We start from the raw sequence: 20,345 nt of genomic DNA, 5'->3' as shown, positions 1-20,345 counted from the left end.
TTAGCTACGCCCTAAATCCCAATCGATTCATTATTTTTAATCCAAATGGCGTGGCTGCAAAAACGCCCGTTAACAGCAAGCTGAATAAAAAACACATTTTTCGTTGGATTAAGAAAAAAGTACAATCATACTACTGATATCATCTTGGATAACCTGGATTTGGATGATTTTTACCATAATATATGGATTGATCCTGGACAACCAAGTCCCCGTTACGAACCCATTCGTCTCCTCTAACCTTAAGATGGTCAATCATTCTTTTCCTCCACTTATTTAATAATTCACCGTTATGATTGCGGATTTTAGTAGAGGCTAAGTCATATAACTCGCTGGGATCATTCTTCAAATCAAATAATTGTTGTTGCCCTGTTAAGGTATAATAAATATATTTATACCGACCGTCCGTAAGAGCTGTCCAGGCATTATCTTTCTCGTAAATTTGCGCATGTTCCAAATCTAAATATCTTCTCCAAGCGTCTTCGCGTAAGATATTCAACATACTCATTCCATCCATTACGTTTGGTTTATTTATTCCTGTGGCGTCCAGAAAAGTTGGTAATACGTCTCTCAATTCTACTAGCTCATCGCGCAATTGCCCTCTAGCAAAGTCCATAGAGCCATTTTCAGGCCAGCGAACAATCATAGGTATTCGTGAAGACCCTTCATAAGGCCTGCATTTGCGCCACATATGTTGATCACCCATCATATCTCCATGATCTGAGGTAAAAAGAATAATGGTGTTTTCAAGTTCACCTCTTGCGCGTAAGGTTTCCAATACTCTTCCTATTTGTTCATCAACAAATGAAATAGCGGCACAGTACGTACGTTTGGCAGCAATGATTTCTTCCATCGGAAAATTCCCTGACGTGGCATTGGGCGTTTCTGTCAATGAACCAATCATGTTGCCATATTTTTTAGTTGACCATTTGCCCACTTTTGGAAGCGGAATGTTAACGTTTTTATACGCTTTCATCCAGCGTTCGGGCGGATCAAAGGGAGGGTGTGGTCTTTGAAAAGACACCTTTAATAACCACGGCTGATTTGTATCTTGTGTTTTTAGAAATTCTATTGCTCTCTGCGCTGTCCAATGGGTAGGATGATATTTCTCTTCAAAGGGAAAGGTTTTTTCTCCTCTATGATCAACATATCCAAGCCCTGTGGCGTTTATATCCTTTTCTGGCAATTCACTTCTAAACCAATTGACATAATCACTTTGTTCTTCATTGGGTTTTGTTTCAGTGTACCATCCTTCTTCCAACTCGACGGATTGATAACCATGTGTATTTCGCATAGGATGGAAATGGTTTTTACCTATAGCTTTAGTAAAATAGCCTGCCTTGTTAAATATTTTTGGTAGTTCATAAGGATATTCAGGAATCTCTGTATATCCTAGCTGTCCATGGCCCCAAGGGCTCATTCCTGTCAAAATACTCGCTCTTGCCGGTAAGCAAGATGGAACGGAAACATAGCCATTATTGAACGAAACCCCCTCAGTTGCCAGCTTATCAATATGAGGCGTTATAACAAAATCTGCTCCCGCAACACCCATGTAGTCACCCCGAAATTGATCGGCCATCAAAAACAACACGTTCATGCGCTTATCTTTTTGCTGCGGGATGTCAATCGTATGCCCCTGTAATTCGTCTTTTTGACTATCCCATGAGAAAGCCTGAGACCCTATAAAATATAAGATAAGCCCTATGAATCCCAGATACAATAGTTTGATGAAGCCACTACCTAATAATTTTTTTTTCATTGTTTTAAAATTTGCAGAGTTCAACCCATAAGGGTAACACACTTATCTTTTAGGACTTCAATAGGGTTACTATAATTAAATTTTCTAATGGGTTTCTAATCTAGCAATTTTTCTACTTCTTATATTCTTTGGTCTGCGGTTTCTCTCAGGTCTGTTTTCTTTGGAAAAAACCTTCTTATGGCACCTATGCTATTTTCTACAGTTCCTTTGTCTTAAGAAGTATAAGGTCTTGTAACGTAAGTTTTTACATTAAAGTCTTTAGCTATTTTATAATGGTATGCTACAATCTCAAAAGACTTGTGTCCATTCTTGACATAAAAGTATTGAAAGACAGGCTAAAAAGGGGTGTCCCTGTTACAGGAAATATTGGCCCCTAAGCCAGACTTCCTTTTATTCCAGATGCCGCATCCCCATTCAGATAAAACGGAGAAAAGCACTTTAGCTACGCCCTAAATCCCAATCGATTCATTATTTTTAATCCAAATGGCGTTGCTGCAAAAACGCCCGTTAACGGCAAGCTGAATAAGGAAGCACTATTAAAAACTAAACATAGAAAATAAAAATTGGTACTACAAAAAATATCAAAAGGCAAACGTAGTTTATAAAACTAAATATAAAAGGCGTTAAACTATTTAGCAATCAAATTGTCTAAAATGATAAACTAACACAAATGAACTATAAATTATTAACTATTTTAATTCCTTTATTGTTGTTGCACTCCTGCAATACAAATGACGCTATTAACGGGCAAGAGATTGAAAATACCACCTTGGAGTACAGTCCCTCTCCAATTGAATTGAATGGAATGGATGTTAAATTTTCAAAAGATATTTCTTATGGATCATATCCAAAAAATACTTTTGACATTTTCATTCCTAATTCTGCCGTACCAACACCGTTGGTCATATATATACACGGAGGAGGATTTTTGGGTGGGAAAAAAGAAAATCCATATGCTGTTATGTGGAACGGAAGTTGGGATTTTCCCACCGAAATAAGAACTTTGCTAACCAATAAAATAGCCTTCGCATCCATTAATTACCGGCTTTTAACCTTTGAGGGAGATACAGACGGGGTGCTTAAACCCCTAAACGACAGCAAACGTTGTCTACAATACATTAGGTATATGAGCAACGCTCTAAATATAGACAAAAACAATATTGTACTTTGCGGAAGTTCTGCGGGAGGTGGCACTGCAGCATGGTTGGCATTTTCAGATGATATGAACGACCCCTCAAATCCTGATCCCGTTTTTAAGGAATCTACCCGCGTAAAGGGCATTGCCGTTAAAGCGACCCAGGCTTCTTATGATTTGGAACGTTATGTCACGGATATTTTTAAAGATTATAATTTTACTTGGCAATGGTATTTTCAACAAGATCCTGATATGATTCCAAGATTTAATTCATTTTACGGTATGGATTCATTGAACGAGTTTTATTCAGACCGAGTAGAAGCATATAGACAAAAAGTAGATATGTTGGCTATGATGAGTGCGGACGACCCTGAATTTTGGGTTTCCAACCCCCAAACACCAGTGGTAGAACCTACCCAGTCCAATATCTTAAACCACCATTCCTTTCACGCCCGAATATTAAAGAAATGGGGCGATAGTATAGGCATACCAAACAAAGTTTATCATGGCTATGACCAAGACCCGAGCGGAGAACGTTTTGTAGATTTTATGATTAGAAAAACGGAAGAGCACTAAAGCCAGCCGCTAATCGAGCAGACGGCCGTGAGCGTTAAAACCCACGGTGCGCCGCTCGCACTACCCTACCTATGAGCGCTTCGCTTGGTGCTTTCACCTTTACAAGCGCACCAGCATATACGGCAGTTCCTAAAGCAGCAGACCAGCGTGCTATTCACCTTATGCACTAGCTTCTAATGTAGACGTAGGCTCCCCGTAGTGCTCCTATGCGTATTTTGAAGCGCATTGCCTTCCGTACTCGTATGACCGCTAGCGTATTACCCTAGCTCATTTCTTGTACGTACGATGACCGCTGCTAAGCGTCACCCCTAATTTTTTTGTGCCCATTACGGATATCCGTAACAGGTAGTTCTTTTGTTTTTTTATTTTAGTTGACAATAACATAGTGCCCATTTTCGATAAAGCGAATGAAAAGGTACTGTTAGCCTGTCGTTGTAAGTAATTTTAAAAAACTTAACTACTAATGAAAAACTTTGATAAAGAAATTGAAAGGATTGGAGAGCATTTTGGAAAACCACCAATTTTTGACGGTATTGTAAGCGAAAAGGATTATGAAAAAGCTGAACCTAAAATATTATGGATTTTAAAAGATGCAAATAGCACAGGAGAAGAGGAATCATATGATTTAAGAGATGCCATAAATAATTTAAAAACAGAATATGGTATCCGAAAAGGTTGGGAAAAAACCTTTAGCAATATCATTTATGTCACAAATGGGATTTTAAATCAAACAGAATGGGAAAACATGCCTTATCCAAAAGATGAGCCGAGTATTATTAACGTATTAAAGCAAATCGCTTACATAAACATTAAAAAAGTTGGTGGCGGCTCAAAATCTGTTGAATCAGAGTTAAATGAACATTTCTTAAAATCTAAAGAATTATTAATCAATCAAATTGTCGAGTTTAATCCAGATGTAGTAATTTTTGGAAATACTTATCGTTTTTTTAAAAATGACTTAGGTTTAAACCAAATGAACATTTTTGGCACTTGTCATGCAATAGCAAAAGCAGATAGAATTTATATTGATGCATATCATCCAAATGCAAGAATTGCTGGTAAGGAATATTTCGAAGATATTTTAAAAGCATATGACGCTTTAAAAAAGTAAATTGATAAAATTCAAAATCTAACTTATTCAAATAACTCGTTTAAGAGTGATATTAAAAAATTAAAGGACAAGATTAGTGATTCTCAAAATCCGATAAATAAAATTTAAGAAAATTTACTGAGAGTTCTTAAATGTGAAAAACTTACATATATCAAACCGATAAGAGAAAAATTAGCTGAAGTTTCAAAGGAAATTGATGAACTGAAAGTGAAATAATCACAGAAGATAATCAATTAGACGCCGGTAAGTTGCAAAGCTGACGATGCGCCTCTCACACTAAACAACATAAGAGTCTATATACAGCGGTGCGTAAATCAGCAGACCAAAGCGCTATTCACCCTCGGCAGTAGCTACTAGTGTAGGCTTAGGCTACCCCCTAGTGCTCCTATGCGTATTTTGAAGCGCATTACCTTCGGGTCTTGTGAGACCGATAGGGTATTGACCTAGCTCTTTTGTTTTGCGTAGAATGACCGCTGCTAAGCGTCACCCTTTATTTTTTTGTGCCCATTACGGATATCTGTAACATGTAATCTTTTTATTTTTTATTTTAGTCGTATAATAAATAGTACTCATTTTTGATGAATTGAATGAAAAGGTACTGTTAGCCCTTTGTTGGCATTCATTAAAAAAAACGAGAACTAAATGGCATTATACAAAATAGAAAAGAAATTAGAGTACATAAAAGAAAAGCCATTTCGACTTGAAAAGGAAATCCAAGAATTAACGGAAAATAATTTGAAAACAATTTTCGGACTTGAATTTGTAAAATCTGAATTTGCCCTAAATAATTTTCGAATTGACACTCTTGCTTTTGATAAAGAAGCAAACGCCTTCGTGATTATCGAATACAAACGGGATAAAAATTTTAGTGTAATTGACCAAGGTTACGCTTACTTGTCTTTAATGCTAAATAATAAAGCGGACTTCATTTTAGAATTTAATGAAAATCTCGACAAAACATTAAAACGGACTGACGTAGATTGGTCGCAATCGAGAGTGTTATTTGTTTCACCTGCATTTACTAACTACCAAAGAGAAGCAATAAATTTCAAAGATTTACCAATTGAATTATGGGAAGTTAAAAGATTTGAAAATACAACAGTCTCTTACGAACAAATTCAAAAGGCTGGGGCACAAGAAAGTATTAAAATAATTTCCAAAGCAGATAAAACGATTGACAATGTTGCTAAAGAAATAAAAGTCTATTCAGAACAAGAGCATTTAAAAAATGTAAGTGAAGAAATAAAAGAACTCTACGAGAAATTTAAAAGTGCAATTCAGAATTTAGACAATCTTGAAATCAAGCCAAAAAAGAAATATATCGCCTTTGTTGCTGGTAGAAATGTAATTGACATTTTACCACAGAAAAAAGCATTGAAAATGTGGATTAATATAAGTAAAGGAGAACTTGACGACACAAAAGGAATTACAAGAGATGTTTCAACAACTGGACATTGGGGAAATGGAGATTTTGAAATACAAATCAAAGATGATGAAAATTTGGAATACATATTAAGCCTTGTAAAACAGTCTATTAAAAAGAATAAAAAATAACTGAATGAGTTTAAGAAAAGGCAAAACTAAGTCCACGCTTGAAAGCTCAATTGAAGCTGCTTTATTAGCGGTTGAAATTTACAATAAACCGAGAACACCTTTTCGAGTTGAAGGATTTATTACACAAATGATAATTGCTTGGACTCGCCTATTTCACGCACATTTTAATCATACAATTGGAGAGAGGTATTTTCACAAAAACTCAAATGGTCGATATCAAACAATTGATGGAGAGAAAAAGTCTTGGGAACTTAAAACTTGTATCACGAAATATGGAAGTCTTGATAATCCTATAAAATCAAACTTAAGTTTTTTTATTAAGCTTCGGAATAAAATTGAACACAGACATATTGATAGAGATGAAATTGGAGTAATGATTTTTGGTGAATGCCAAGCATTTCTATATAATTATGAAAACACTTTAATTGATTTTTTTGGTGAAGATTATGCCTTGAATGAAAGTTTGTCTTTTTCAATTCAGTTTTCGAGATTAAGGAAAAAATCACAAATTGAAGCAAGTAAGAAATTACTATCAAAAGAGGTTAAGGAATTGAAGGCATTTATTGATAATTATAGGACTTCATTGACTGATGAAATATTTAACACTCAGGAATACAGTATTAAACTAATACAAGTTCCAAAAATATCTAACACTAATAGAAGTGATTTAGCTGTCGAATTTGTAAACTGGAATTCCCTTTCAGAAGCGGATAGAGCCAACTATGAAAAAGTTACTGCTATTATTAAAGATAAAGTAGTGAAAAAGGAAGCAATAAATCCAGGAAAAATAAAACCAGGAGATGTACTTGTCAAAATTAATTCAGAAATAGATTTTACAATTAATCATTTTGACCATAAATGCCTGTATTGCTGCTTTAAAATTAGACCAGCAAGCGGAAATGATATTGACGACCCATTTGATACGAATATCAATTATTGTCATTATGATGAAGCTCATAAGGATTACCTATATCAAGATGCTTGGGCTGAAATGATAATTAAAGGGATTAATGATGGAAGACTAACCAAACAAACTTGGAAGACAAAATTTGACAATAAAGAAAGTTTTAATATAATTGAGTTTGAAGAAGCTGAATAAAATAACGAAATGCCAACAATGGCTATATTTAATAAGGGTTTTGGTGCTTAACCCAAAGTGAAGTGCCTTGAATTAAGTCCGCAAAATTTTGAATTTTGCGTGTTTACTGAAATAAAGAAAAAATTAAAAATTTGGCTAAGTGCAAGTCCGAAAGTTCAGTTCTCTGAAATCCCGTACTAACCATAGCCGAGACGTTTTAAAACATTTTGAAAAAAAATCATAAATTCATCGTTAACTAACTTTAGACAATCGAACATACTGTATTCGCAGCTTTAAATAACGAGCAATTATTGGAAGAAAAAAGAAAATACAATACAACAAGACCGTAAATGCAACTATTATTGGGCTATGTATAGGAATTACTATTTTTAGCGCAGTAAAAAATGGTTTTGAATTTTTTACGTTTTTCCCAGTACTCTTGACCTATCCTTTTATTAAAAATGGAAAAAAAAACTGTGGTATTAGAGAAAGAATTAAAATCTCGCAACCTGTAATAATGTATGTAAATTAAACGGACACTACGTTATGGCATTAGCACTGCAACGTAGTGCGCAGGTGGCCTTTAGAATCGTAAAAATAGCAAACGGAAAGGGAGTAAAAATACCTTACCACAAAACCGGTACCTCAGGCTTATTTTACGCCAAATTCAATGCTTTGGGCAGGCGTATAACCTCCCAAAATCTTTAGAATTTTGCTTACACGTTGCCCAAAACCCAAGATGTCGTATCTTCTCACTTTATAACGTAGCAGCAGCTACCCCAAGCAAAAACCCATGTGCTACGACATCAAAACAAGTTTAGAAACACAGCTTAAAAGAGCGGAGAAAAATCAAGACCTACAGGCCATGGAAGATATCCGCGAACGCCTGGCACCGCTAACCGATTTGCCCCTGCACCATGCGTCCGGTTTTACCCATCCAGAACTATTCATCTATACCGACCGTTCGCCCTATTTTCCAGAAGTCGCTACCTGGGGCCTTGTGCCGCATTGGACCAAAGACACCGCACAGCAAAAAAAACTATGGAACGCGACACTGAATGCCCGAGGAGAGACGATTTTTGAGAAACCTGCGTTTAGAGCTGCCGCCCAAGACCACAGGTGTATTATTTATGTAGATGGGTTCTACGAGCATCACCACAAAGCGGGGAAAACATTTCCCTATTTTGTGCATCGCAGCGAACGCCGTCCCTTAGCACTAGCGGGGCTGTGGAGCGAATGGCGAAATCCGGAGACCAAGGGGCTATTGCGTAGCTTTTCAATCGTGACTACCACCGCAAATACCCTAATGCAGCACATTCATAACAACCCGAAGCTAAAAGCACCACGGATGCCATGTGTACTACAGAACGGTTTGGAAGCTGCATGGCTGCACCCCATTGCAGATGCCACAGCTAAGAAAGGTATTCAAGACCTAATAGCGCCATTGCCAGATGGGGAACTCACCGCCTACCCCGTAGCGCGACTGCGCGGAAAGGAATACCAAGGGAATGTAGCAGGTGTTTCAGAAGAAGTACACTACGCAGCCCTTAGCGCTTCCTAGCCCCCTTTTTAGTACAGGAAACTAGTGTAGGGCAAACCCATAAGACCTTCGTAAAAGCACCATCTTAAAATGTAAAGGCAAGCCTCTGCGCATTTAAATAGCGATTACCGCATACACTATCAACACAGGTGGTTGAAAACTGTTCTTCGCACAGTAAAAAAATCACACATTAAATCGTAAATTTGCGTTTTCCTAACCCGCTCAATACCTAAGCATATATGATTCATTTCTTCGGGGATATCGCAACCAAAGTTTTTGCCGTCCAAACTGCTCAAGAAATCAACCCAACAGACATAGACAAACTAAGCTGGTTGTTTGGCAACAACCTTAAAATAGCAGCGGCGTCAGTAGACGCTTTTTTTATTGGCCCCCGTGCCGCTATGGTGACCCCTTGGAGTACGAATGCTACGGAAATCACCCAGAACATGGGGATTACTGGGATTATCCGCATAGAGGAGTTTAAGGCCACCTCAGCAGAAGACACCACCTTTGACCCCATGCTTTTTCAGAAGTATGAGCAACTGCACCAAGACATTTTTAAAGTAGCGGTGCAGCCAGAAGCGATTCTAAACATTGATGATATTGCCGCCTACAACCAACAAGAGGGATTGGCACTAAGCGATGAGGAGGTGGACTACCTAAACAAGCTATCCGAAAAAATGGGCAGACCACTAACCGATTCTGAAGTCTTTGGTTTTAGTCAGGTCAACTCGGAGCACTGCAGACACAAAATATTCAACGGTACCTTTATCATAGATGGAAAAGAAATGCCGTCTTCCTTATTTAAACTTATAAAAAAGACCTCTTTAGAAAACCACAACGCTATTGTATCGGCTTACAAGGACAACGTTGCTTTTGTAAAAGGACCTAAAGTGGTGCAATTCGCGCCAAAAACAGCAGATAAACCGGATTTTTATCAAGAATCGGAGTTTAATTCGGTTATTTCCATCAAAGCAGAAACACACAACTTCCCAACTACCGTAGAACCTTTTAATGGGGCAGCAACGGGTGCTGGTGGCGAAATACGTGATCGTTTGGCGGGTGGTAAGGGCTCCTTACCTTCTGCAGGAACAGCGGTGTATATGACCGCACTTTCTAGATTAGAAAAAGACAGGCCTTGGGAGAATGGCATGGCAGAGCGACCCTGGCGCTACCAAACCCCCATGGATATTTTAATAAAGGCCTCCAACGGCGCATCGGATTTTGGAAATAAATTCGGTCAGCCTTTAATTACCGGTTCGGTATTGACCTTTGAGCACGATGAGGCAAACGATGCTAGTCCAGACGATACCGGAAGCACAAGAAGACTTGGTTACGATAAAGTAATCATGCAAGCGGGTGGTATTGGCTACGGAAAAGCAGAGCAGGCCCTAAAAGACACACCAGAAACAGGCGATAAAATTGTGATTCTTGGCGGGGACAACTACCGCATTGGCATGGGTGGTGCAGCAGTATCTAGTGCAGATACAGGCGAATTTAGTGCGTCTATTGAGCTAAACGCTATTCAACGCTCCAACCCCGAAATGCAAAAACGAGCCGCAAATGCCATTCGTGGTATGGTAGAAAGCGAGATCAATACGATTGTCTCCATTCACGATCATGGGGCAGGCGGACACCTCAACTGCCTCTCGGAACTGGTAGAAGAAACAGGCGGTAACATAGACTTGGATAAACTCCCCGTGGGCGATCCAACCCTATCGGCCAAAGAGATTATTGGAAATGAATCCCAAGAGCGTATGGGCTTGGTGATCGGTAAAGACGATGTTGCCCTACTTAAGCGAATTGCAGATCGGGAGCGCTCCCCAATGTACGAAGTAGGTGCCGTTACCGGTGATGACCGTTTTACCTTTGCATCGGCCACCACAGGAGAAAAACCGATGGATGTGCACCTTACAGATATCTTTGGAAGCTCTCCAAAAACGATATTGACAGACACCACCATCAAAAGAACGTATAAGGCACCAGAGTACGAATTGGAATTTTTCCATGACTATTTGGAACAGGTACTGCAACTAGAGGCAGTTGGTTGTAAGGATTGGCTCACCAATAAAGTAGATAGATGTGTGGGTGGTAAGGTCGCCAAACAACAATGTGCAGGCCCCTTGCAGTTGCCTTTGAATAATGTGGGCGTTATGGCGCTAGATTTTAAAGGAAAGGAAGGGATTGCCACGAGTATTGGCCACTCCCCTATTTCCGGACTTATTGACCCAGCCGCGGGGAGTAAAAATAGTATCGCAGAGGCCTTAACGAATATCATCTGGGCACCCATGAAAGACGGATTAAAATCGGTCTCGCTATCTGCCAACTGGATGTGGCCGTGCAAGAACGAAGGGGAAGATGCCAGACTATACCAAGCCGTGCAAGCGATATCGGATTTTTCTATCGCGCTAGGCATCAACGTGCCTACAGGAAAGGATTCCCTTTCCATGAAACAAAAATATAAAGACGGGGATGTTATTGCGCCCGGTACCGTAGTTATTTCTGCTGCCGGAAATTGTAACGACATCACGAAAGTTGTAGAACCGGTATTACAAAAAGACGGTGGAGACATTTACTATATCAATCTATCAAGAGATGCCTATAAGCTAGGCGGTTCTTCTTTTGCACAAGTACGAAATGCGATTGGTACCGAAGCCCCAACAATTAAAAATGATGCCTATTTTAAGTCGGTCTTCGATTTGATGCAACGCTTAATAAAAGAAGGGCAAGTACTTGCAGGACATGATGTTGCCTCAGGGGGATTGATTACTACCCTCTTAGAATTATGTTTTGCCGATACCGATTTAGGCGCTGATTTAGATCTGACAAGTTTAGGGGAATCGGATACCATCAAACTGCTGTTTTCAGAAAATATCGGTATTGTATTTCAGTTGAAAGATAATGTAATCGAACAACTACTGGTTGATGCTAAAATAGATGTCAAAAAAATTGGAAGCGTAAGCTCAGAACCTACATTGCGTATTAAGAATGCTGGTATGGAAATGGGACTGAATGTCGCATCGCTTCGGGATACTTGGTTTAAAACTTCGTTTCTATTGGATACCAAACAAACCGCAAACGGTCTTGCAAAAGACCGCTTTGATAACTACAAGGTGCAGCCTTTAAAATATGTATTCCCGACCGATTTTAATGGAACCCTACCAAATAATACTTCGAACGGCGCAGCCAAACCCAAAGCAGCCATCCTTCGTGAAAAAGGAAGCAACTCCGAACGTGAAATGGCAAACGCCATGTACCTCGCTGGTTTTGATGTAAAGGACGTACACATGACAGATATCATATCAGGCCGTGAAACCTTGGAGGATATTCAGTTCTTAGGTGCCGTAGGAGGCTTCTCGAACTCCGATGTTTTAGGAAGTGCCAAAGGATGGGCAGGCGCTATCAAATACAACGAAAAAGCGAATAAAGTGATTACTGATTTCTTTGCGCGACCGGATACATTATCTGTAGGTATTTGTAATGGTTGCCAGTTGTTTATGGAGTTAGACCTCATCAATCCAACCCATGAAACCCATGGAAAGCTGACCTATAACGATTCTCAAAAGCATGAGAGTATCTTTACATCGGTAAAAATTCAAGAGAATAATTCGGTCATGTTATCCAGTTTAGCTGGCACTACCTTAGGGGTATGGGTATCCCATGGCGAAGGGAAGTTTAACCTTCCAAATACGGAAGATAAGTATGATATCGTTGCTAAGTATGGTTATGAGACCTATCCGGCAAATCCTAATGGGAGCGACTTTAATACCGCTATGCTTTGTGATGCGACAGGAAGGCATTTAGTTACCATGCCACATATAGAGCGTTCTACCTTCCCATGGAACTGGGCGCACTACCCTACAGATAGGACGGATGCCGTTTCGCCTTGGTTAGCCGCTTTTATAAATGCGAAAGAATGGGTTTTGAAGCATCGTTAAGTGTTGCTGGGGTATGGGTTTATGTGTCTTTACGCGCTATGTACACTCGTGGTGCCGCTATTTTTTTTAAAAATAAGGGATGTGTTTACGAACAGGAGTCCCGTCATAACGGGCAATTCACCTGTATAAAAACAAGGCTGTCCTAACCGTAGCTTGCGCTATAAATTCAAAGCTACCCTTGTTTTACCTACTGCTAAATTTTTGTTAAGCTTAATTTTTCGCTCGTATTCCTACCCTATTCTTCCATATTTTTAAGAGAAATGGAACAAACTACAGCGACATCTGAGCCATCACAAAAGGCAAAAGGCAGTACTATATTACGCCTACTCCTTTTCTTGTTATTTCCAATGTCAACGGGTTTAGTTGGACAAGAAAACGGTTCGCAGCAACCCACAGCAGTAGCGACCGAAAAAATATACCTCCATTTAGACAAGAGTTACTACGCCGCTGGTGAAGATATTTGGTTCAAGGCTTATTTAATGAATGGCATGACCAATGCGTCTACCGCTCCGAGTGAAATAGTATATGTGGACTTAATTGGACCAAACGGACAACGTATAGCCAAAAGAACACTTAAAACTTCAAATGGTTCCGTTGCGGGAGATTTTAAACTTCTTCAAACCTCAGTAAACGGTCAATATACCATTAGAGCCTACACCAATTACATGCGTAATTCTGGGGAGTCTAATTATTTTTCAAAAGCGATTTTCGTCAATGCGTTGTCCGCTGCAGCGAATGGAACGGATACGGAACAAACAAAAGACAGCACCAACATAGATGTTCAATTCTTTCCCGAAGGTGGGCATTTGATAGCCGGATTTTTAAACCCCGTTTCCTTCAAGGCAATAGATTCCAATGGGTATGGTAGTACTATATCAGGCAAAATAACAGATGATCTAGGAAATACTATCACTACATTTAAATCGATGCATTTAGGGATGGGGTTGTTCCATTTTATTCCTAAGCCAGACAGATCCTATAGCGCAGTTATACGATATATGGGTGCTGACGAACGCTTTATACTACCAAAAACCATGAACAGTGGTGTATTAATGACCGTTTCCAATCAACCTGAATTTTACAAAATAGAGCTAAGGGCAACTTCAGATATCAAACTTAAGTCGTATCAACTAATTGGTAAACAAGGTGTTAAAACACGTTTTAAGCTAGCGGTCAATGCAAATAAACAAGAACATACAACCGTTGTAAAACTAGCCAAGGATATCTTGGACGAAGGCGTTTTAGAGTTGACCTTGCTGAACCCAGAGAACCAACCTCTTGCAGCGCGACTTCTATTTCATGAAAATGATGCTATTGAGCCAATAATCAACATTAGAAACTCGAAATCTGTTTATGATAAAAAAGAATTGGTATCGATGGAAATTACAATGGACGCCATAGCCCTTAAGGAAGAATTGATAGACATGTCTTTATCAGTCACGAATACCGTAGTACTGCCAGAACCCCATCATACTATTGATATTAAAACCTACGTATTGTTAAGCTCAGCGCTACAGGGTGAAATAGAACAACCTGGGTACTATTTCTATTCTAATGATGCGAACAGACGACAACATCTAGATATTCTAATGCGGACACAAGGATGGCGGCAATATGCGTTGGAAGATGAATTGGTGCAATCAGCCAACTACTTCCTTCCAGAAACAGGAATTACCCTTTCAGGAAAAGTAGTCGATGCTATAAATACTACTGAACCCCTTACAGGCAGCGTTTCGTTAACAGCGAATAGCACCACGGAAATGATACAAGACAGAGCAAAAACAACTGAGGATGGTGCTTTTAGTTTTAATAATTTAAATTTTACTGATACGACCACCGTCTTGCTAAGTGCTACTGTGTATTATCCAAAAAAGAAAAGAAACCCAACGCTGAATTACAAAATCATATTCGATTCAATACCCTCGCCTCCTGTAAGTAGTGCATCCAAAACGATGGCAAGATTCACAACTGGGTATGAAAAAGCGCAGCAAACCACGCGTTCATTTTTATATGCCGATAAAATGATACAACTAGATGAAGCTTTTATAGCCGTTAAAAAAGAGAAGAAGCTAGATAAGTATGCAATTAAAAGAAAGGTAGTTCTCTATAAAACACCTTCGCAAACTGTCGATTTTGAAGGTTTTACAGAGATGGGGTTTACAAATCTTTTAGACGCTTTAAGGGGAAGAGTACCTGGACTTACCGTAAGAGGTTCTTCTGTCTACCTAAGAGCATCTTCAAGTCTAGGTGATGCATTTAGTAGTACAGAAGGTGCTGGTTCTGCCTTGGTTCTATTAAATGGGGCGCAAGTGGGAAGCGATATTTTGGTACAAATGTTACCCTACAATGTAGCTTTTATTGATGTACTAAAAGGCCCAAGAGCGGCCATCTACGGTTCTAGAGGAGCTAATGGAGTCATTGCGGTGTATACTAAAAATGGTACAGAATCCTCAGGAAAAGCAAAAAGAATAGGTGGTTCACTCAATTTTGAACACCCCGGGTATGCGTACGCTAGAAAATTTTACGAACCTAAATATGGAACTGGCACACCAGAAAACAAAGAGGTAGACAGTAGAACAACATTGCATTGGCAACCCTATATTCAACTAAATAATGAACGAAAGGCCGCTATCTCCTTTTATACAGGAGATATCCTAGGAGACTATAAAATAACCTTGGAAGGTATTACACGTGAAGGTGTTCCAGTAAAAAGCACGACCACTTTTAGTGTAGAATAGGGGAAACAATCCGTGTAACGCTTTTTTGAACTTTAGATAGTCAGTTACTTCCTAATAAGAAAAAACTGCCTTACCCTGCTATAATGCGATGCTATTCCTTGGTATAATCCGTATAAATAGCCTTCTCAAATGCGTCCCAGTGCTCAGGCTTCATTCGTTCCGGGGTAAAAAGACAAATCCCAGTTGCTCCGTTTTCCATGGAAGCTCGGATAGCCGTTTCAATTTCTGATGGTAACAGGCCATGATTCTCAGGGTCGTTTTCTTTCGACTTATTTTCTGGGTTGGGGCAAATAAACAATCCGCTATATATAGGTTTAAGTCCATTTACGGAGGCCACCTCTTCCTTAACCACTTCACCTATCCACTCTGGTCCTTTTAGATAGAAATCGTTATAATTCATAGGGAACACTGCATCCAAATCCCATGTATTCCATTCTTGTCGCACTTTCGCTTTAGCTATAGTAGGTCCTGGAAATACAGCAGCATTTATTACTTTTTCCTTCTCACGGACCACTTTAGCCAAACGCCCTACCATATTGGTAATCAAATCATACCGAAACTGTTTCCATTCTTGAACCGCTGAAGCATCCGCTACATTATTAATATCAATCCCAGTTTGCTCCTCAAAATCAGATGTACATTTATCACAATAGCAATAATCATATTCTGGATACTCTTGATCCATTACTAATCCATATTTATCCCACAAACCCTCTGCTAAGATGACATCGGGAAACCGGATATAATCCAAATGGATACCATCTATTTCCGCTACAGCAGCAACCGAACCGTATAAATTAGACAGAAAATCGTAGGTTCCCTCCTTATTGGGGCAAAGAAACTTGTAATAGTCTACATAAGCAGGTTTATCAAAAGCAGAGTCCCCATTGCGGTTATGCGCATACAAGTCCTTGGAAATTTTTGGGTTTTCCCCTTGCACCATAGTAGGTATCCAAGCATGGAACTCCATACCTGCCGTTTTGACTAAAGCCCCTACTCTTTTGTAGGTCTCCGGGTCGTGCCCGCCATTATATAGGAGTCCGTCTATACCCTTTTCCTTATACGCCAGAAATCGCTCAGACAACTCTTGGTCGCTTGCGTCCCCAGGACCACCTGTCCAGGCATACACAGGAATTTTAACTGTTTTTTCATTCTTAGATTTCTGCTCACCGCAGGAAATAAAGGCTACTAACACCAAACACAGTACTATGACTTTTTTCATTTGTATCTATTTTCGTCTTGGACTCTAAAATTACAGAAAAATTAAAAGAGGCTATCGCTTCTTAGCTGTATGACATGGCTATTGACATCAATAACATTTGCCTTTCAAAATTAGAGGAAGCGGAATTCATACCGTATTTATATGGTTATCCATTAGCACGATTTATACCTCCCATTAGGATTTTTAAAAATATTACGCATTTAATTATGAATCTCGTTTTAAATATTGCTGTTCTTTCCCTATTTTGCAAAGATTTAAAAGAAACTCATTATGCAAAAAGTTACCCGCCTTTTCGATTTTCCGTATTATCAGTTGGAAAATTTCAACTTAGACAACGCTCTGGTGAGCAAAAAAAATGGTGAATGGATAGCCACTTCTACGCGGGAATACTTAGATAAAGCCAATGCACTAAGTCGTGGACTTTTGCGATTAGGGGTTCAACCAAATGATAAAATTGCCATTATCTCCATGAACAACAGAACGGAATGGAATATTTGCGATATTGGTATTTTACAAACAGGTGCGCAAAACGTACCTATATATCCCACCATATCGGAAGATGATTATGAATATGTTTTAAACCATTCTGAGGCTACCTATTGCTTTGTATCCTGTTCTGAAGTACTAGAGAAAGTACTATCGATAAATTCAAAATTAAAAAATATAAAAGAGGTGTTCTCTTTTGATGACTTAGACAGCTGCAAGAGCTGGACCACCGTTTTGGATAAAGGAGCAGATGAAAGTAATCAACCCGAACTGGAAGCTAGAAAAGCAGCCGTACTACCTGGAGATTTAGCCACCTTGATTTATACCTCAGGAACAACCGGACGACCAAAAGGCGTAATGCTTTCTCATGATAATATTGTGTCTAACGTAATTGCAAGTAAAGAACGAGTCCCTTTTGAAGCCGGAGCAAGCGCATTAAGCTTCCTCCCTGTTTGCCATATCTTTGAACGCATGATTCTGTATCTATACCAATATTGCGGTATCAATATTTATTTTGCAGAGAGCTTAGAAAAAATTAGTGAGAACCTAAAAGAAGTGAAGCCCAATGTGATGACCGTTGTACCAAGGCTTTTAGAAAAAGTGTACGACTCTATTATTACAAAAGGCAGTGCACTAACCGGTATCAAGAAAAATCTCTTTTTCTGGGCTGTGGACCTGGGTCTAAAGTTTGAACCTTACGGGCAGAACGGATGGTGGTATGAAAAGAAATTGGCCCTGGCACGTAAGTTGATTTTTAGCAAGTGGAAAGAAGGCTTAGGTGGGAATTTGGATACCATGGTTTGTGGAAGTGCAGCCTTGCAGCAACGATTGGGTCGTATTTTTGGTGCTGCAAATATTCCAGTTATGGAAGGGTACGGCCTTACGGAAACGTCTCCTGTAATCTCCGTAAATCAAGTAAAAGGTGGCGGATGGCGTATTGGATGTGTTGGTAGGGTGCTAAATGATGTAGAAATAAAAATTGCCAGTGACGGCGAAATTCTTTGTAAAGGCCCCAATATAATGCTAGGCTATTACAAAGAACCCGTAAAAACAGCAGAGGTATTAAAAGACGGTTATTTTCATACAGGCGACATAGGAATAATAGACGCTGACGGGTTCTTAAAGATCACAGATCGTAAAAAAGAGATGTTCAAGACATCGGGGGGTAAATATGTGGCTCCTCAATTATTAGAAAATCGCTTTAAGCAATCCAGATTTATAGAACAGATTATGGTCGTAGGCGAAGGGGAGAAAATGCCAGCAGCTTTGATACAACCAAATTTTGAGTTTTTATATGCTTGGGCAGAACGTCATAATATTACCGTAAGTGAAAATTCAGATATCGTACTTAATGAAAAAGTATTGGCGCGTTTTCAGGAAGAAGTAGCACTGGCAAATACCGATTTTGCAAAATGGGAAAAAGTAAAGCAGTTTAAACTAACACCAGATGTGTGGACCATTGATGACGGACACCTTACGCCTACTATGAAATTACGGCGTAAGATTGTAAAGGAAAAGTATATGCCCTTGTACAATGAGATTTATGCCCGTGATAAAGGGTATTAATTTTAAGAGGCAGTACCAAGCAAATGAGCTATTCCAAAGCAGAACCATTTTTTGATGCTATTGTATTTTTGTTCGTTAGTGACGACAAGTAATTATTTTAGGTCTTAAAGAACCAAAAGAGTTAACATTTCATTGCTGGTACCCCCATTCTTTATTGGACTTAAAACTACATTGGCTACCGAAAACAAAAAAAAGAGTTATAGTTTTCCCGATAAATTTATAAATTAACATAAAAATTTTTTGCATTTTTAGTAGTGCACAAAATTTTTAAAGTTTGATGACGTATTAGAGAATAAAGTGTCAGGTCAAGTATAAGCATTGGGCCTTAGCGTGACTTATCTCCTTTCGAAACAAAACTGCTTTTTAATGGTAACACGTTTATCCAAGAACACAATCAACCCAATAACCGTAAAATGAAGTACTGGCTCGTTCTGATAACAATACTAATAGCTCTTAGTTCTTGCTCCAAAACAGAGCCTATTTTGAAAATTGGACTAGTGGCAGACCCACAATATGCCGATAAACCAACCAAAGGGAACAGATACTATAGCGAATCCTTATTGAAACTGGAAGAAGCAATTGACACCTTTAATTATGAAAATATAGATTTTGTTCAAAACCTCGGAGATATTATCGACGTTGAATGGGCGAGTTATGACGCTATAATGCCCATTTACCAAAAACTTAAACCAGGTATCGAAAATTATCAATTACTAGGAAACCATGATTTTTCTATTGACACAACTCGAATGAAAAATTTACTTGAAAAGTTATCAATGCCTAATTATTATTATTCATATGTGAAAAACGGCTGGAGATTTATTGTGTTAGATGCTACTGATTATTCCTATTTTTCAAATTCATTACATAATTACGATACCAATCAGATAGATTCATATTATGAAAACACCATGGAGAAATCCAATCAGTATCGTTGGAACAGTGCAATAGGCATGGAACAACAAAAGTGGCTTGAAAAGCAATTGGATAGTGCTAAAACATTAGATCAAAAAGTCATACTCTTTTCACATTTGCCCGTAAGGCCTAAAGGAGATATACATAACTTATGGAATGATTACGAGATTATTAGCCTGATAGAAAATAGCTCAAATGTAGTAGCTTTTATAAATGGACATAATCATTCTGGGGACTATATTTTTAAAAACGGTGTACATTACATCACCCTATTTGGAATGGTAGACACTATGATTAGTTCCTATGGCATTCTTGAGATTTATCAAGATAGTTTAGTTTTGAATGGCTATGGAAATCAAAAACAAATGGTATTGAATATAGGTAATGATGACTAAGTAATACGGATGAGTTTTTTACAAACCAAGACAGAAGCCCAACTTAAAAAATGGAATAAACTTTCGTTGGGTGCAGCGATAGCTATTCTCGTGCTCATGATAGTTGCCATTGGCATGTCATTATTTCAAATTTCAGAAGAAGAAGAAAGCAATTGGCTACCACTATTAGTACCGGCTATCTTAGGACCGTTAACAATTATACCGCTATTATTTTCTTCCGCTATCAGCCAAGAACTTAAAAAAAGAAAAAACGTCAATTTATAACATGCTTATTCCATACGTTTTTACTCGTATTTCAACTAATTTATTATGCATGCATAATAAATTTTTATTAT

At 38.7% G+C, this 20,345-nt stretch carries 13 protein-coding genes and 1 pseudogene; 11 read left to right on the top strand and 3 right to left on the bottom strand.

The features are described 5' to 3' along the window. Positions 1-139: 139 nt before the first annotated feature. Positions 140-1,780: an arylsulfatase gene (locus tag Q360_RS0102640; protein ID WP_211251562.1), complete on the bottom strand. Its 1,641-nt coding sequence runs from the start codon at positions 1,778-1,780 to the stop codon at positions 140-142. Then, positions 1,777-2,037, bottom strand: a pseudogene (locus Q360_RS27565) (IS30 family transposase); the annotation flags it as partial. The pseudogene Q360_RS27565 and the gene Q360_RS0102640, both read right to left, overlap by 4 nt. Before the next feature lie 389 nt (positions 2,038-2,426). Here Q360_RS27565 and Q360_RS24365 point away from each other — a divergent pair. The 8 genes from Q360_RS24365 (at position 2,427) to Q360_RS0102595 (ending at position 15,426) form a co-directional block, all read left to right on the top strand. Further along, positions 2,427-3,467 carry an alpha/beta hydrolase fold domain-containing protein gene (locus Q360_RS24365; RefSeq protein WP_051554533.1) on the top strand — a complete coding sequence of 347 codons (1,041 nt, stop codon included), beginning with the start codon at positions 2,427-2,429 and terminating at the stop codon, positions 3,465-3,467. 463 nt (positions 3,468-3,930) lie between these two features. Continuing rightward, a complete protein-coding gene (locus tag Q360_RS0102625; RefSeq protein WP_027075706.1) occupies positions 3,931-4,578 on the top strand; it encodes a hypothetical protein in 648 nt (215 codons plus the stop codon). A 642-nt stretch (positions 4,579-5,220) separates the two neighbouring features. After that, positions 5,221-6,132, top strand: coding sequence for a DUF5655 domain-containing protein (locus Q360_RS0102620; protein WP_027075705.1), 912 nt, complete (start codon positions 5,221-5,223; stop codon positions 6,130-6,132). A gap of 4 nt (positions 6,133-6,136) precedes the next feature. Then, positions 6,137-7,231, top strand: coding sequence for a DUF3644 domain-containing protein (locus tag Q360_RS0102615; protein ID WP_027075704.1), 1,095 nt, complete (start codon positions 6,137-6,139; stop codon positions 7,229-7,231). Positions 7,232-7,756: 525 nt separating this feature from the next. Further along, positions 7,757-7,918, top strand: a complete 162-nt coding sequence (locus tag Q360_RS25605) for a hypothetical protein (RefSeq protein WP_156949984.1) — start codon at positions 7,757-7,759, stop codon at positions 7,916-7,918. 85 nt (positions 7,919-8,003) lie between these two features. After that, positions 8,004-8,771, top strand: a complete 768-nt coding sequence (locus Q360_RS0102605; RefSeq protein ID WP_027075703.1) for an SOS response-associated peptidase — start codon at positions 8,004-8,006, stop codon at positions 8,769-8,771. A gap of 218 nt (positions 8,772-8,989) precedes the next feature. Next, positions 8,990-12,688, top strand: coding sequence for a phosphoribosylformylglycinamidine synthase (gene purL / locus Q360_RS0102600; RefSeq protein ID WP_027075702.1), 3,699 nt, complete (start codon positions 8,990-8,992; stop codon positions 12,686-12,688). A 260-nt stretch (positions 12,689-12,948) separates the two neighbouring features. Then, on the top strand, positions 12,949-15,426 hold the full coding sequence (locus tag Q360_RS0102595) for a TonB-dependent receptor plug domain-containing protein (RefSeq protein WP_036194778.1): 2,478 nt from the start codon (positions 12,949-12,951) through the stop codon (positions 15,424-15,426). Between the two features lie 91 nt (positions 15,427-15,517). Here Q360_RS0102595 and Q360_RS0102590 read toward each other — a convergent pair whose 3' ends face one another. Further along, positions 15,518-16,648: a glycoside hydrolase family 10 protein gene (locus Q360_RS0102590; protein WP_027075700.1), complete on the bottom strand. Its 1,131-nt coding sequence runs from the start codon at positions 16,646-16,648 to the stop codon at positions 15,518-15,520. A 270-nt stretch (positions 16,649-16,918) separates the two neighbouring features. On the opposite strand from Q360_RS0102590, the gene Q360_RS0102585 reads away from it, so the two are divergent. The 3 genes from Q360_RS0102585 to Q360_RS0102575 all read left to right on the top strand — a co-directional run bounded on the left by Q360_RS0102585 (position 16,919) and on the right by Q360_RS0102575 (position 20,274). Further along, positions 16,919-18,700 carry an AMP-dependent synthetase/ligase gene (locus tag Q360_RS0102585; protein WP_027075699.1) on the top strand — a complete coding sequence of 594 codons (1,782 nt, stop codon included), beginning with the start codon at positions 16,919-16,921 and terminating at the stop codon, positions 18,698-18,700. 482 nt (positions 18,701-19,182) lie between these two features. Further along, entirely contained in the window at positions 19,183-20,010 is an 828-nt protein-coding gene (locus Q360_RS0102580) for a metallophosphoesterase (protein ID WP_169734619.1), read from the top strand. Positions 20,011-20,019: 9 nt separating this feature from the next. Continuing rightward, positions 20,020-20,274, top strand: coding sequence for a hypothetical protein (locus tag Q360_RS0102575; protein ID WP_027075697.1), 255 nt, complete (start codon positions 20,020-20,022; stop codon positions 20,272-20,274). The last annotated feature ends 71 nt before the right edge of the window (positions 20,275-20,345 follow it).

It is taken from the genome of Maribacter antarcticus DSM 21422, assembly GCF_000621125.1.
Classification (GTDB): Bacteria; Bacteroidota; Bacteroidia; order Flavobacteriales; family Flavobacteriaceae; genus Maribacter; species Maribacter antarcticus.
This window is presented reverse-complemented; position numbering and strand designations above follow the sequence as displayed.

Excerpts from the sequence above, each read along its gene's own strand:
- Q360_RS24365 (WP_051554533.1), top strand. The coding sequence starts at position 2,427 with ATGAACTATAAATTATTAACTATTTTAATTCCTTTATTGTTGTTGCAC.
- Q360_RS0102625 (WP_027075706.1), top strand. The coding sequence starts at position 3,931 with ATGAAAAACTTTGATAAAGAAATTGAAAGGATTGGAGAGCATTTTGGA.
- Q360_RS0102620 (WP_027075705.1), top strand. The coding sequence starts at position 5,221 with ATGGCATTATACAAAATAGAAAAGAAATTAGAGTACATAAAAGAAAAG.
- Q360_RS0102615 (WP_027075704.1), top strand. The coding sequence starts at position 6,137 with ATGAGTTTAAGAAAAGGCAAAACTAAGTCCACGCTTGAAAGCTCAATT.
- Q360_RS25605 (WP_156949984.1), top strand. The coding sequence starts at position 7,757 with ATGGCATTAGCACTGCAACGTAGTGCGCAGGTGGCCTTTAGAATCGTA.
- Q360_RS0102605 (WP_027075703.1), top strand. The coding sequence starts at position 8,004 with ATGTGCTACGACATCAAAACAAGTTTAGAAACACAGCTTAAAAGAGCG.
- purL (WP_027075702.1), top strand. The coding sequence starts at position 8,990 with ATGATTCATTTCTTCGGGGATATCGCAACCAAAGTTTTTGCCGTCCAA.
- Q360_RS0102595 (WP_036194778.1), top strand. The coding sequence starts at position 12,949 with ATGGAACAAACTACAGCGACATCTGAGCCATCACAAAAGGCAAAAGGC.
- Q360_RS0102590 (WP_027075700.1), bottom strand. The coding sequence starts at position 16,648 with ATGAAAAAAGTCATAGTACTGTGTTTGGTGTTAGTAGCCTTTATTTCC.
- Q360_RS0102585 (WP_027075699.1), top strand. The coding sequence starts at position 16,919 with ATGCAAAAAGTTACCCGCCTTTTCGATTTTCCGTATTATCAGTTGGAA.
- Q360_RS0102575 (WP_027075697.1), top strand. The coding sequence starts at position 20,020 with ATGAGTTTTTTACAAACCAAGACAGAAGCCCAACTTAAAAAATGGAAT.